The organism is Pseudoduganella sp. OTU4001, from assembly GCF_038440195.1.
Taxonomy (GTDB): domain Bacteria; phylum Pseudomonadota; class Gammaproteobacteria; order Burkholderiales; family Burkholderiaceae_D; genus Rugamonas.
On sequence record NZ_JASATG010000015.1, the window covers coordinates 79,660 to 92,989 of the forward strand.

Here is a 13,330-nt window from a genome sequence, read left to right on the forward strand (position 1 = left end):
TCAGGTTCAGTGTTTAACCTGAGCAGGACTATCTCTAATGAATGCAAACGACAAAATGTTCGGCAACCCGATGCCGCCGCAGGAAATCTCGCTGGATGTGCTGCGCGAGAAGTACGCGAAGGGGGATGAGCAGGACATCATCGATGTGCGCCGCCGGGTGGCGCGGGCGCTGGCTGCGCTGGAGGCGCCGGAGCTGCGCTTGGATATGGAGGAGCAGTTCCTGTGGGCGCAGGAACATGGCTTTGTGCCGGCGGGGCGCATCAATTCCGCTGTCGGCCTGGCGTTGAAGGCGACCTTGATGAATTGCTTCGTGCAGCCGGTCGGCGATTCGGTCACCGGGGAGGCGGACGGTCTGCCGGGCATCTATACCGCAGTGGCGGAGGCGGCGGAAACCATGCGCCGCGGTGGTGGCGTGGGCTATGACTTCAGCGCTATTCGTCCGGCGGGGGCCAAGGTGAAGGGGACGCAGTCGCGCGCTTCCGGGCCGGTGTCGTATATGGAGGTGTTCGACGCTTCCTGTAAAACAGTGGAATCGGCGGGGGCGCGGCGTGGGGCGCAAATGGGTGTGCTGCGCATTGACCATCCGGATATCGAGCGCTTTATCGCGGCCAAGGATGACGGCGGCTTCCGCAACTTCAACCTGTCGATCGGCGTGACGGATGGATTCATGCAGGCGCTGGCTGCGGATGGGCAGTTTGAGCTGGTGCACAAGGTGGAGCCGGGGGAGCAGGGCGCCACCCAGCGTGAGGATGGCATGTGGGTCTACCGGCGCGTGGCTGCGCGCGAGCTGTGGGATAAGGTCATGGCGTCCACCTACGATCATGCCGAACCGGGCGTGCTGTTTGTGGATCGCATCAATGCGGAAAACAACCTCTATTACTGCGAGACGCTGCGGGCGACCAATCCTTGCGGCGAGCAGCCTTTGCCGGGTTATGGCTGCTGCGACCTGGGCTCGCTCAACCTGACTTGCTTCGTGCGGAATCCGTTCAGCGAGCGGGCGGAGTTTGATTACGAGGCGATGCGGCGCGTGGCGGCTATCGCTGTGCGTATGCTGGATCTGGCGCTGGATGCGACGCAGTGGCCTTTGCCGCAGCAGGCGCAGGAGGGGGCGAATAAGCGTCGTATCGGCCTTGGCTTCCTTGGCCTGGGCAGCGCGCTGGTGATGCTGGGGTTGCGCTACGATTCGCCGGCGGGGCGTGCCATGGCGGCCAGCATTGCGGAGGCCTTGCGTGATGCGGCTTATACCGCTTCTGTGGCGCTGGCGCAGGAGAAGGGGGCCTTTCCGCTGTTCGACAAGAAGCGGTATTTGCAGGGGGCGTTTGTGCGCCGCTTGCCGAAGTCCTTGCGGGAGGCGATTGCGAAGCATGGTGTCCGCAACTCGCACCTGCTGTCGATTGCGCCGACCGGCACCATTACGCTGGCGTTTGCGGACAATGCTTCGAATGGCATCGAGCCGGCGTTTTCCTGGGTCTACCAGCGCCGCAAGCGCATGCCGGATGGTTCGTTGCGTTCCTATGAGGTGGCGGACCATGCCTGGCGGCTGTATCGCCATATGGGCTTTGATATGGAGCAGTTGCCGCCGCAGTTCGTCACGGCGCTCGATATGGCGGCGCTGGACCATGTCTGCATGATGGAGGCGGTGCAGCCTTTCGTCGATACGGCGATCTCCAAGACCGTCAATGTGCCGGAGGATTATCCGTTTGAGGAGTTCAAGGATCTCTATACGGAGGCTTGGCAGGCGGGCTTGAAGGGGCTGGCGACCTTCCGGCCGAACGCCGTGACGGGCAGCGTGCTGAGTGTGGCGCCGGCGCTGCGCGACGAGGACCCGCTGCGCAAGCGTTTCGATGGGCGTCCGCTGGGCGAGCTGGAGTCGGTGACCTCCAAGGTGGAGTACTGGACGCAGGAGGGCAAGAAGGCGGCCTACCTGACCGTGAGCTTCATTACTGTTGATGGTGTGCTGGACGGGGCGCCGGTGCGCATCGAGCGTCCGTTCGAATTCTTCATGCCGGCCAACCAGCGCAGTGACGGGCAGCAGTGGATCACATCATCCATGCGCTTGTTGTCGATGGCGGCGCGGGCGGGCAGCTCGATCGCCAAGGCGCTGGCCGATATGCGCGAGGTGACCTGGGAGAAGGGGCCGGTGCGCTGCGGCCTGCTGACGCGCGAGGATGGCGTGCAAGTGCCGGTCTACCACGATTCCGAGGTGGCGGCGATTGCGTTCACCTTGCAGCGCATCCTGATCCGGCGCGGTTTCCTGGATGCTTATGGCAACCAGGTGCCAGTGCCGCAGCTGGCGGTGCAATTTGCCGCGCGTGGCGAGGCGGGCCATGCGGCGCCGGAAGCGATGACGGCGGCCGGCGCGGCCCCGGTGCAGTCGGCCGGCAAGTGCCCGGAGTGCGGCGCGCGGGCGCTGCATAAGGTCGACGGCTGCACGCGCTGCGTGGAATGTCATTATGTCGGCGGCTGCGGCTGATTTCTCTTAACGTGCATCAAGGACGGGGGCGTGTCCCCCGCCTACACTTCCTCCCACTACAACCCGAGGAGGACTTACAAATGCACCACTCTTTCCAACTGGCGTCCGCACTGGATGCCGCCAATGTCACCCGCGTACTTGAACTGCTGCGCACCGTTCCCGGCATCCGCGGCGTACACGCCCCGGCGGGCGGCGCCAACGTGGAAATCGCCTTCGACGATTCCCTGACCAGCATCCACCACCTGGGCAAGGTGCTGGAAGAACACGGTTATGCGCCTGCAAAACAACGCAGCCAGACCTGCTGCGGCGGTTGCGGCGGCCATTGATCAACACTTGACCTGGATCATGTGGGCTGCCCCGGTGGCGGCTGTATTCTGGCTAAAAACATACATTTGAAACACCACAAAAGGAGCTATCATGCACGCCACTAAGAAGTTATGGACGTGGCTCGCCATTATCTGCCTGCTATCGTTTACGGTATTGGGCTGGGTGGGCCGCGAAATCTACCTGAAAGCGCCCCCGATCGCGCAAGTCGTCGACGATACCGGCGCGGTCCTGTACACCCCGGACCAGGTGAAGCACGGCCAGCAAGCCTGGCTGTCGGCCGGCGGCCAGCAGCTGGGTACCGTCTGGGGCCACGGCTCCTATCTGGCGCCTGACTGGTCGGCCGACTGGCTGCACCGTGAGGCGGTTGCGCTGCAAGACATCTTCGCCCGCAAGAACTTCAACAAGGAATACGCCCAGCTGGAAGCCGGCGCCAAAGCCCACGTTGACGCGCTGGTGAAGACTGAATTGCGCACCAACACCTATAACGCTGAAAGCAATGAAGTGAAGCTGTCCGCCGTCCGCGCCGAAGCCGTGCGCATGGTGGCTGCCCACTACACCGGCCTGTTCGGCGATGAGGCGCAATACGCCAAGCTGCGCGAGCAGTACGCAATGACCCAGAACGCGCTGCCGGAAGCAAGCGACCGCTCGGCGCTGACCGGCTTCTTCTTCTGGTCTTCGTGGGCTGCCTCTGCCGACCGTCCGGGCGAAACTGGCCTGAGCTACACCAGCAACTGGCCGCACGAACCGCTGATCGACAATACGCCTAGCGCCGGCGCCGGCATCTGGTCGATTGCCTCGGTCATCCTGATGATCGGCGCCATCGCCGGCATGCTGTTCTTCCATTCCATGCACAAGGAGGAAGAAGATCCGGTCCCACCGAAGAACGACCCTCTGTTCAGCCTTAAAGCCACACCTTCCATGAAGGCCACCAAGAAGTACTTCCTGGTCGTGGTGGGCCTGATCCTGGCGCAAGTCGGCATGGGCATAATCACCGCCCACTATGCGGTGGAAGGCCAGAGCTTCTTCGGCATTCCGCTGGCGGAAATCCTGCCGTTCACCGTCAGCCGCACCATCCATACCCAGTTCGCGGTGCTGTGGATCGCCACTGCCTGGCTGGCTACCGGCCTGTATATCGCTCCTGCGATCTCGGGCAAGGAGCCGAAGTTCCAGGCGCTGGGCGTCAATGTGCTGTTCTACGCGCTGCTGTTCATCGTGGTCGGTTCGACCGTGACCGGCTGGCTGGGCGTGCTGCAGCATAAGGGCACCGACTTCGCTTTCTGGCTGGGGAACCAGGGCCTGGAATTCACTTCCATGGGCCGTATCTGGCAGATCCTGTTGTTCGTCGGCCTGCTGTTCTGGGCCTTCCTGCTGGGCCGCGGCCTGTGGCCAGCGCTGAAGACCCCCTCGGAAAGCCGCGGCATCGTCGCCATGGTGTTCCTGGCTGCGCTGTGCATCGGCGGCTTCTACGCGACTTCCCTGACCTGGGGCCGCGGCACCCATTATTCGATGATCGAGTACTGGCGCTGGTGGCTGGTGCACCTGTGGGTGGAAGGCTTCTTCGAAGTGTTCGCAACCGCTGTCATTGCGCTGCTGTTCACCCGCCTGGGCCTGATCCGCGCTGCGTCGGCCAATAGCGCCATCATCCTGGAAACCATCGTGTTCCTGTTCGGCGGCATCCTGGGCACTTTGCACCACCTGTATTTCACCGGCACCCCGACCTCGGTGATCGCTATCGGCGCCATGTTCTCGGCACTGGAAGTGGTTCCGCTGTCGCTGATCGGCCTGGAAGCCTACCGCAACTACAAGCGTTCCAAGGCCGCTCCATGGGTCGGCGCTTACAAGTGGGCCATCCTGTGCTTCATCGCCGTGGGCTTCTGGAATACCGTGGGCGCTGGCCTGCTGGGCTTCTCGATCAACACCCCGATCGCGCTGTACTACATGCAGGGCCTGAACATGACCGCGGCCCACGGCCACGCTGCGCTGTTCGGCGTGTACGGCATGCTCGGCATCGGCCTGATGCTGTTCTGCCTGCGCGGCCTGGTGGAGCGCTTCGCCTGGTCGGACAAGCTGCTGGCCGGTATGTTCTGGACTATGAACATCGGCCTCGCCATGATGGTGTTCATGTCGCTGGTTCCGGCCGGTATCTACCAGGCCGTGGCGTCGATCACCAAGGGCATGTGGTTCGCCCGTTCGCCTGAAGTGGTGCACTCCGCCTTCATGGAAACCGCGGTCTGGCTGCGCGTTCCGGGCGACGTGGTGTTCGCGGTTGGCTGCCTGTTCCTGGCCCTGTTCGCGCTGCGCCTGATCGGCAAGGGCAAGCAGGAAGAAACCGTGGCAGAAGGCGCTGTGCTGGAGAACTGATATGCGCCTGACCGGTCACACTGACTATGCCTTGCGCCTGCTGATGTACCTGGGCCGGCAAATGGACAGGATGGTGACCGTGCAGGAGGTCGCGAAAGCACATGCGATCTCCGAGCATCACCTGCGCAAGGTGGCCCACCGTCTCGGCCAGGCCGGGCTGGTGGACACCTGGCGCGGACGGGCCGGTGGCTTGCGCCTTGCGCTGCCGCCGGCTGCGATTTCGGTGGGCGCCGTGGTGCGCCTGGCCGAAGCCGATTTCACGATTGTTGAATGTTTCAATGCCACGCGCAATACCTGCCATTTAAGCGGCGCCTGCCGCCTGCAGGATGGCTTGCGCAGGGCGACCGAGGCTTACCTTGGCCATCTCGACCGCCAGACCCTGGCGGATTTACTTTGAAGGAACCGTCATGAGTGCGCCTGAAATTTTACTGGAACTGTGCGGCCTGGTGCCGCCGGAACCGATGGAGCGCGTCCTGGAAGCGCTCGACCTGATGCAACCCGGCCAGCATATCCGCATGGTCATCGACCGCGAGCCGGTCCCGCTTTACCGCATCCTTGAACGCAATGGCTACCGCTACGCCACGTCGATGCGCGGCGACTACACCTACGAAATCCTGATCACACAAGTCAACTGATGCAACGCAAGCTGGCGTTCGAGCATACGCCCGGGCTGGCGCTGCCGCTGCGTTTCCTGCTGGCGGCGCCCTGGTTCGGCGCCCTGGCCGGCCTGCTGCTGGTGTGGCAGGGCGCGGAGGCGATGACCACGCGCTGGGCGCCGGCCACGCTGGCCGTCACCCATCTGATCACGCTCGGCTACCTGGGCATGGCCATGGCTGGTTCGCTGCTGCAGATGGTGCCGGTAGTGGCCGGCGTCGAACTGCACTGGGGACGCAAGCTGGCGCCGGGCATCTGGGGCGCTTTGGGCGGCGGCACTTTGCTGCTGGCCTGCGGCTTCCTGTGCGGGCTGCCGTGGTGCCTGCGCGCAGGGGGCGTGCTGCTGGCTGGCGCTTTCGCGCTGCTGGTGGCGGTGCTGGCGCGCGCTTTGGCGCAGCGCTCCTCGCCTGCCGCCTTGCCGGTGGTGGCAGGCATACGCCAGGCGGTGCTGGCGCTTGGCGGCGCAGCCGGTGCCGGTGTGACGCTGGTGGCCGTGCTGGTTGGCGCGGTGCGCCTGCAGCCGGCCGTCTGGACCAATGTGCATGCCGCGTGGGCGCTGGTGGGCTGGGTCGGCGTGCTGGTGGTGTCGGTGGTGTTCCAGGTCGTGCCGATGTTCCAATCCACCCAATTGTTCCCGCGCCCGCTGGCGTTTGCCTTGCCGCCATTGACCATGGCCGGGCTGGCGCTGTGGACGGCCGGCTATCTGGCTGACCGTCCGTGGCAGTGGATGGGCGCGGGCCTGGCAGGCGTGTGCCTGGCGGTGTTTGCGGTGTATACGCTCCTTTTGCTGAAGCGCCGCAAGCGGGCGGCGGATGTGTCGACCTGGTACTGGTGGCTGGCACTCGGAGCGTTGCTGGCAAGTGTGGTGCTCCAGCTATGCCCGCGAGGGGGCGACAAGTCGCTGGTGCTGGGCGTGCTGTTTATTGGCGGCTTTGCCGTGTCGGCGGTGAACGGCATGCTGTACAAGATCGTGCCGTTCCTGCTTTGGTACCACGGCCAGCATGCCGGCTGCGATGTGCCGGGCGTGCGGCAGATGATGCCGGACAGCGAGCCGCGCGTGCAGCTGGCTTGGCATGCGGCCAGCGTCGTGCTGCTGTTGGGCGCCGCCCTGGCCCCCGGCTGGTTGGCCCAGCTGGCGGGGGCCGTGCTGGCGGCGGCTTGCATGCGCCTGGGGTTTGACCTGGCGCTGGCTGCGGTCAGCCTTCGTAGGCCCGCAAGCGCGCAGAATCCAGAATCCTGATCTGGCGGCCGTTCACGGCAATCATGCCCTGGTCGGCCAGTTCGTGCAGTACGCGCGAGAAGTATTCCGGCGTCAGGTTCAAACGCGAGGCGAGCAGCTTTTTGCTGACCGCCAGCGTGATCTCCGAACCGTCCGCCGCATCATCATCCTTCAATAGATAGCCGATTATGCGCTGGCTGCCGGAGCGCAGCGAGTAGGCTTCCACATCCGAAATCAGGCCGTGCAGGCGGCGGCTCATGCCGGCCAGCATGCGGCGTGCGAACTGCGGGTTGCGTGCCAGCTCGGCGAATACGGTGTGCTTGGAGATATGCAGCAGCATGCAATCGCTGACTGCGTGGGCGGTGACGATGTAGGGCTTTTCCATGAACATCAGCGCCTCGCCGAAGCTGTGGCCGGGACCGATGATCTCGACGATCTTCTCGTTGCCCTGGGATGAGAGGAAACTGAGTTTGACCTGGCCGAAGATGACCATGTGGAATCCAACGCATGGATCGCCGCGCTGGAACACTGCGCTACCACGCGGAACGTGATGCTCGGTGGTGCCGGCAGCCACGAGCGACAGCTCCTCCGGCGCCAGGTCTGCGAACAGGGGCAGTCGCTTGAGGAACTCGCGCGGGTCGATTTTTGGGCTTGGCATTTGCTTCTCCTGAAATGACAAAAGGACCCGCATGCGGCGGGTCCTGTTTTGGTGTGGCTAATGTCGGTTTAGTGGCCCGAATCGCCGTCAGGCTTGCTGTTGGTCTTGAAGACTTCGGGGTTGTCCTTGCCAACCACGTGCATCAGACCGACCAGGCCTTTTTCCATGCGCGACAGCGCGTGGTCGACCAGGATCAGGCGCCCCGGCACTTCCACCTTGAACTCGACCATCGTGGCGCCGCCCGGAGCCACGGTGGTGGTCTGGATGTTGTGCAGCGGTGGCGAGGTCAGGTCGCCCTGGTTGTAGACGCGGTCGAACACTTCGCCGATCACGTGGAAGCTGGAGGTGGCGTTAGGGCCGCCGACGCCGAAGAAGATGCGGACCGTTTCGCCAACCTTGGCTTCCATGCGGTGGGTCTTGGTCAGCGCGTCATGGGTGCCGTTGAACATCAGGTGCTCCGGCTGTTCGGCCAGCAGCTTGTCCAGCGAGAATTCGGCTTCGCCTGGGGTGCCGTGCTTCTGGGCGGTGTACAGCTCGCCTTGCATCACGTAGAACTCGCGGTCCACTGGGGGCAGGCCGCCTTCAGGTTCGACCAGGATCATGCCGTACATGCCGTTGGAGATGTGCTGGGCCACCATCGGGGTCGCGCAGTGGTACACGTACAGGCCAGGATTGAGGGCCTTGAAGGTGAAGCTCTTGGTGCTGCCGGGAGCCGCCTGGGTCACCGCAGCGCCGCCGCCAGGGCCGGTCACGGCATGGAAGTCGACCGAGTGGATCATGTGGCTGTCTTTGGCGTTCGACATGTCCACGTTCACGGTGTCGCCGACGCGGACGCGGATGAACGGGCCCGGCACCTTGCTGTTGAAGGTCCAGTATTTGTAGGTGGTGCCGTCAGCCAGCTGGCCCAGGATTTCGGTGGTGTCCAGCTTGACGTTCACGGTCTGCGGACCGCGCTTGCCGATCGGGGTGCCGACCGACATCGGGTTCTGGGAAATATCCGCCGCCAGCACCGCAGGCTTGGCTTCGCCGTCGCCCACGATGATCTTGCCGATCATGCCCGCCGCCACGTGGCCGGGCAGGGTGCAGATGTAGGTGAATTCGCCCTTCTTGTCGGCCTTGAACACGATTGCGGTCGATGCGCCCTTGTCTTTCAGCTGGTTCGACTTTGCCTTGAAGTCGGGGACCGAAATGTCGTGGGTGGCGCCGTCGCCGTTCACCAGGTTGATCTGCACCACGGCGCCTACCGGTACGCGCAGGGTAGGGTTGGCCTTGCCCTTGGTATCGCCGGAATCGCTGATAAAGACCAGTTTACCGTCTGCGATATCGGTGCGCAGGGTGTAAGTCACATCGGGGCGGTACTTCACGGCGGTGCTGCCGTTGCCACCGTGCTGGCCGTGTTGTGCGTAGGCTGGCGCGAGGGTTGCGGCGCCGATCACCAGCGCTGCGATGGCTTTTGACATCAAGGTCGGTTTCATTTTCTTCTCACAGGTTTGTCCGGCACGGAATTGCGCCGTTCGACAGACAAATCTTAGTTTTGAAATGTATGTTTAAGAATTGATGCAGGTCAAATTATTGAGAAGAACTGGAAAGAAACTCCCGCGCGACGCTCCTACAACGCCAGGCGCGGCAAGCGTGCCAGGAAGGCGTCGCGGATTTCCTGCCCGCTGCTGCTGCCTGCCTGGGCGAAGACGATGCGTTTGCCATCGCGCTCCAGCCAGCCGACGTACCAGCCGACATTGCGGCCGCTGCCGGTCTTGCCGAAGACTTGCCAGCCGCCGACCGGCTCGGGGCGGCGCACCAGTGCCGCTGCCGTGTCATAGGCTAGCGCTTGCAGGCCGAGTTCGCGCTGCACCACGCGGCGCAGGAAGCCGATCTGTTCGTCCGGTGAGATGCGCAGCGAGGAGTTCAGCCAGGACATGGTGAGACCGTTGTCCTTGCCCTTGTCGCCGCTGACGTCCCGGTTGCCGTAGCCGAAGCGCTGCACGTAGGCGCTGAAACGCTGCGCGCCCATTTGCTCGGTCAGGCGCTGCGAATACCAGACCACGGATTCGGCCATCCACGAGCTGGGGTCATGCGGCTGGCGCCAGACGGGGCGCCAGTCGGCGTAGCCTTCCTTGAAGGGCAGCACCGGCGCGTGCTCGTCGCGCAAGATGCCGGCATCGTAGCCCATGAGGGCGATGGGCAGCTTGAAGGTGGACATGGGCGGCAGGCGTTGATCGCATACGCCTTCATGCACCAGCCACTTGCCGGTGGCGGCATCGGCCACGGCCAGGCAGTGTTCAGTGGAAAACGCGGGCAAAGGGAGGCCCAGCCCTGCTGCAAGCAGGGCGACGAATTTGCGGTCCATGTTATGTCTCCGGTTAGAGTTTGCTGAGTTGCGCCGGGAGCTGGCGCAGGAAGGCTTCCTTCAGGCGCGGGCCGGCAGCGCCTTCAATTTCCTTGTCGTCCTGGTGCATGCGGGCGAACACGATGGTGCGCTCGCCGTTGGTGGCCCAGCCTACGAACCAGCCGTAGGAGCGCGAGTAGTCGTCCTTGCCGTCCGGGCCAAGAGGCGCGCCGGTGCCGGTCTTGCCAAAGACTTGCCAGCCGCCGGGCAGCTCGGCCACTTTCAGCAGGCCGGCTGTTTGCTCGTAAGCGTGCGGCGCAAGTCCCAGCTCGCGGCGCACCAGGCGGCGCAGGAAGGCCGTTTGTTCGTCGGCCGAAATCTGCAGCGAAGATCCCATCCACGACCACTTCAGGCCATTGTTCTTGCCTGCGTCGCCGCGCGTGTCGCCATTGCCGTAGCCGAAACGCTGCACGTAGTTGCTGAAGCGTTGCTCGCCAAGCTGGCCTGTGACTTGCTGCGCATACCAGGAGGCGGACAGGCGGATCCACTCTTTGGGATCGAGGTCGCGCCGCCATTCCTTGCGGCCGGCCTTGTAGCTGTCACGGTAGGGCAGCATCGGCGCGTGCTGGTCGCGCAGGAAGCCGCTGTCGTAACCCATCAGGCTGACCACGATATTGAAGGTAGAAACCGGCGTGATGCGGGTCGCGCAATCGCCATCGCGCAGCAGGGACTTGCCGCTGGCGGCGTCGACGAAAGTGGTGCAGTCCAGCGCCGCCATCGATTGCGCGGAGGGCGAAACGCTCCATGCCAAGGCCGGCTGCAAGGCGAAATTGCCGCCTGCAATGGCCAGCAGCAGCGCCACGGTAGCTGCGCGCGCCCACATGGCGCGGCGTGCATTGCCAGGCGTGCGGATCAGCGATACGCGCTCGCTCAAGGTGTTGGCGTCGATGCTGCCGAAGGCCAGGGCGCCTTGCGGCGCAAGGTGCTGCAGCTTGAGTTGCGCCACCAGTGCAGCCGCATATGCCTTGCGCTGTGCCGGCGGGCGGCCGCGCAGCACGTCGCGGTCGCAGCCAAGTTCCTGCGCCCAGGTCAGGTTGGCCCGCAGCAGGCGCATGAAAGGGTTGAACCACAACAGGGTTTGCAGCAGGACGCCCGCAGCCATCCACTGCAGGTCGTGGCGGCGCAGGTGGGTCATTTCGTGTTCGACGATCAGCTCACGCTGCAGCGGATCAAAGCCGCCGAGGTGGCGCGGCAGCAGCAGGCGAGGGCGGAACAGGCCAAGCAGCATCGGCGAGATCGGCGCATCGACTTCGACGATGTCGGCGCCGGCGGCGGCGCGCCGGGTGCCGCTTTCGGCCAGGCGGTCCAGCATGCGCTGGGCGCGGCTCAGGCTCACAAGCGACCAAACCAGTCCGGCCAGGTAGACGGCAAACCACAACTGCGCGCCAAGCAGCAGCCAGGATCGCGCGTCTGCCGCGTTGTCCTCGTCCCGCGGCGCGGCAGCCAGTGCATGGCGCAGGCTGGCGGGCTTGGGCGGCGCGATGTAGTGCGTCACCGTTTCGGTCGCCACCTCGAGCGGCGGAATCAGGCGCACGCGCTGGCTGTGCGGCAGCAGGAGCAATGCGAAAGTCGCCAGCACGGTGAGTTGGCCGAACAGCCAAAGCGAACGTTGTGCCGCCAAAGCGGGTAACCAGCGCCGCAGCGCCGCGCTCAACACCCACACGCTGAAGCCCGCCGCGAAGCAGCCCAGGCTCGCGAGCAGGAAGCGCATGATGAGAAGGTCGAAGTCGTTCATGCCGGGGCATCCTCGTCAGGCCAGTCGGACAGCATTTGCTCGAGTTGCGCCAGTTCGCTGGCATCCACCAGCTTACTGCCAGCGAACATATTCACGGGCAGCGGCGTGTCGAGTTCCATGATGCGGCTGCCGAAATCGCGGGCGTAGGCGGCCAGCGTCTCGACCTTATCGAGCAAGGCCTCGTAGACCTGTACGCCGTGGCGCACGTGCTGGGCCACCATCTCCTTCTCCATCATCCGCTCCACCGTCTTGCGGGTGGACGAGAACGACCAGCCCAGCTCACCCTCCACGGCGGTGTGGATTTCGCGTGCACTCAAAGGCGCCTGCCGCCAGAGCGCTTTCAGGACGCAGAGTTCAGGTGTCGAAGGAATGGACATGGTGAGCAGGGTTTGTGACAATTGGCTCCAGTATGCGACAAATGTCACAATCGTGTCAATGATTTCAATTTGTTGACGCAGTCAACAAATTTGCTCTACACTTTTTGCATGACTGATACCGACCTGAATAACCGCGTCGCCGCGGTCCGCTCCTTCAACCGCTTCTTCACCCGCCAGATCGGCGTGCTGCGTGAAGGCCTGCTGCATAGCGACTTTACCCTGACCGAAACGCGCGTGCTGTATGAGTTGGCGCACCACGGCGAGCAGCCATCCAGCGCCTTATGCCGCGACCTTGGGCTGGACCGTGGCTACCTTAGCCGCATCGTCGCCAAGTTCGAAGGCGCTGGCCTGGTCAGGAAGGTGCCATCGGCAACTGACGCCCGTTCCAAGACGCTGCAGATGACCGAACACGGTCGCGAAGTCTATGAGCCCTTGGACCGTAGTTCGCGCGAAGAGGTAGGGGAAATGCTGTCCCAGTTGGGGGAGGACGACCAGCTGCGCTTGCTGGAAGCCATGGGCACCATCCGCGAACTGCTCGGCAAGCAGGCCGGCATGAAATACGCCCAACCCTTCGTGTTGCGCACGCATGTCCCGGGCGACCTGGAGTGGATCACACGCCGCCATGGCGAGTTCTACGGCAAGCAACTGGGATGGGATGCCAGTTTCGAAGCGCTGGTCGGTCAAATCTGCGCCGACTTTGAACGCAATTTCAACCCCGCGCTGGAGCGCTGCTGGATCGCGGAAATGGACGGCCAGCGGGTCGGCTCGATCGCGGTAGCGCAAAGCGGTGAAGAAGGCGTCGCCAAACTGCGCCTGCTGCTGGTGGAAGAGCAAGCGCGCGGCTACGGCCTCGGCTCCACGCTGGTGGACGAGTGCCACCGCTTCGCCCGCGCCGCCGGCTACCGCGCCATGCAGCTTTGGACCACCGACCAGCAGCAAGAGGCACGCAAAATCTATATGAGCAAAGGCTACCAACTGGTCGCCAGCGAGCCAGTCCACGCCTTTGGCAAAGACATGGCCAATGAAACGTGGCGGCTGGATCTTTCCCAGGCGAGTTGTTAACTGTTTCTGTGGAAAACTCTGTTAACAAGGGGCATGCGATCGAGCTAAGCCTATGATTTTGCGCGACAAAATTTTCGT

At 63.8% G+C, this 13,330-nt stretch carries 12 protein-coding genes; 7 read left to right on the forward strand and 5 right to left on the reverse strand.

Annotation, left to right across the window (positions count from 1 at the left end):
- Nucleotides 1-37: 37 nt before the first annotated feature.
- The 6 genes from AAHE99_RS15330 (at nt 38) to AAHE99_RS15355 (ending at nt 7,055) form a co-directional block, all read left to right on the forward strand.
- Nucleotides 38-2,473, forward strand: a complete 2,436-nt coding sequence (locus AAHE99_RS15330; RefSeq protein ID WP_342118215.1) for an adenosylcobalamin-dependent ribonucleoside-diphosphate reductase — start codon at nt 38-40, stop codon at nt 2,471-2,473.
- Nucleotides 2,474-2,553: 80 nt separating this feature from the next.
- Nucleotides 2,554-2,799, forward strand: coding sequence for a hypothetical protein (locus AAHE99_RS15335; RefSeq protein WP_342118216.1), 246 nt, complete (start codon nt 2,554-2,556; stop codon nt 2,797-2,799).
- A gap of 91 nt (nt 2,800-2,890) precedes the next feature.
- Nucleotides 2,891-5,161, forward strand: coding sequence for a nitric-oxide reductase large subunit (locus tag AAHE99_RS15340; RefSeq protein ID WP_342118217.1), 2,271 nt, complete (start codon nt 2,891-2,893; stop codon nt 5,159-5,161).
- A gap of 1 nt (nt 5,162) precedes the next feature.
- Entirely contained in the window at nt 5,163-5,558 is a 396-nt protein-coding gene (locus tag AAHE99_RS15345; RefSeq protein ID WP_342118218.1) for an RrF2 family transcriptional regulator, read from the forward strand.
- Between the two features lie 10 nt (nt 5,559-5,568).
- Nucleotides 5,569-5,796 carry a DUF2249 domain-containing protein gene (locus AAHE99_RS15350; RefSeq protein ID WP_342118219.1) on the forward strand — a complete coding sequence of 76 codons (228 nt, stop codon included), beginning with the start codon at nt 5,569-5,571 and terminating at the stop codon, nt 5,794-5,796.
- The gene (locus tag AAHE99_RS15355) at nt 5,796-7,055 is read left to right on the forward strand and encodes a permease (RefSeq protein WP_342118220.1); all 1,260 of its coding nucleotides are present in this window, start codon (nt 5,796-5,798) and stop codon (nt 7,053-7,055) included. Before AAHE99_RS15350 ends, AAHE99_RS15355 begins: the two co-directional genes overlap by 1 nt.
- Here AAHE99_RS15355 and AAHE99_RS15360 read toward each other — a convergent pair.
- The 5 genes from AAHE99_RS15360 to AAHE99_RS15380 all read right to left on the reverse strand — a co-directional run bounded on the left by AAHE99_RS15360 (nt 7,012) and on the right by AAHE99_RS15380 (nt 12,190).
- The gene (locus AAHE99_RS15360) at nt 7,012-7,692 is read right to left on the reverse strand and encodes a Crp/Fnr family transcriptional regulator (RefSeq protein WP_342118221.1); all 681 of its coding nucleotides are present in this window, start codon (nt 7,690-7,692) and stop codon (nt 7,012-7,014) included. The genes AAHE99_RS15355 and AAHE99_RS15360 overlap by 44 nt on opposite strands.
- Nucleotides 7,693-7,760: 68 nt before the next feature.
- Nucleotides 7,761-9,167 (reverse strand): copper-containing nitrite reductase, encoded by a 1,407-nt coding sequence (gene nirK / locus AAHE99_RS15365; protein WP_342118222.1) that lies wholly within the window; start codon nt 9,165-9,167, stop codon nt 7,761-7,763.
- A 134-nt stretch (nt 9,168-9,301) separates the two neighbouring features.
- Nucleotides 9,302-10,039, reverse strand: a complete 738-nt coding sequence (gene blaOXA / locus AAHE99_RS15370) for a class D beta-lactamase (protein WP_342118223.1) — start codon at nt 10,037-10,039, stop codon at nt 9,302-9,304.
- Between the two features lie 13 nt (nt 10,040-10,052).
- The gene (gene blaOXA / locus AAHE99_RS15375; protein WP_342118224.1) at nt 10,053-11,813 is read right to left on the reverse strand and encodes a class D beta-lactamase; all 1,761 of its coding nucleotides are present in this window, start codon (nt 11,811-11,813) and stop codon (nt 10,053-10,055) included.
- On the reverse strand, nt 11,810-12,190 hold the full coding sequence (locus tag AAHE99_RS15380) for a BlaI/MecI/CopY family transcriptional regulator (RefSeq protein WP_342118259.1): 381 nt from the start codon (nt 12,188-12,190) through the stop codon (nt 11,810-11,812). Before AAHE99_RS15380 ends, blaOXA (AAHE99_RS15375) begins: the two co-directional genes overlap by 4 nt.
- 108 nt (nt 12,191-12,298) lie before the next feature.
- Here AAHE99_RS15380 and AAHE99_RS15385 point away from each other — a divergent pair, with 108 nt between their 5' ends.
- Nucleotides 12,299-13,252: a bifunctional helix-turn-helix transcriptional regulator/GNAT family N-acetyltransferase gene (locus tag AAHE99_RS15385; protein ID WP_342118225.1), complete on the forward strand. Its 954-nt coding sequence runs from the start codon at nt 12,299-12,301 to the stop codon at nt 13,250-13,252.
- The last annotated feature ends 78 nt before the right edge of the window (nt 13,253-13,330 follow it).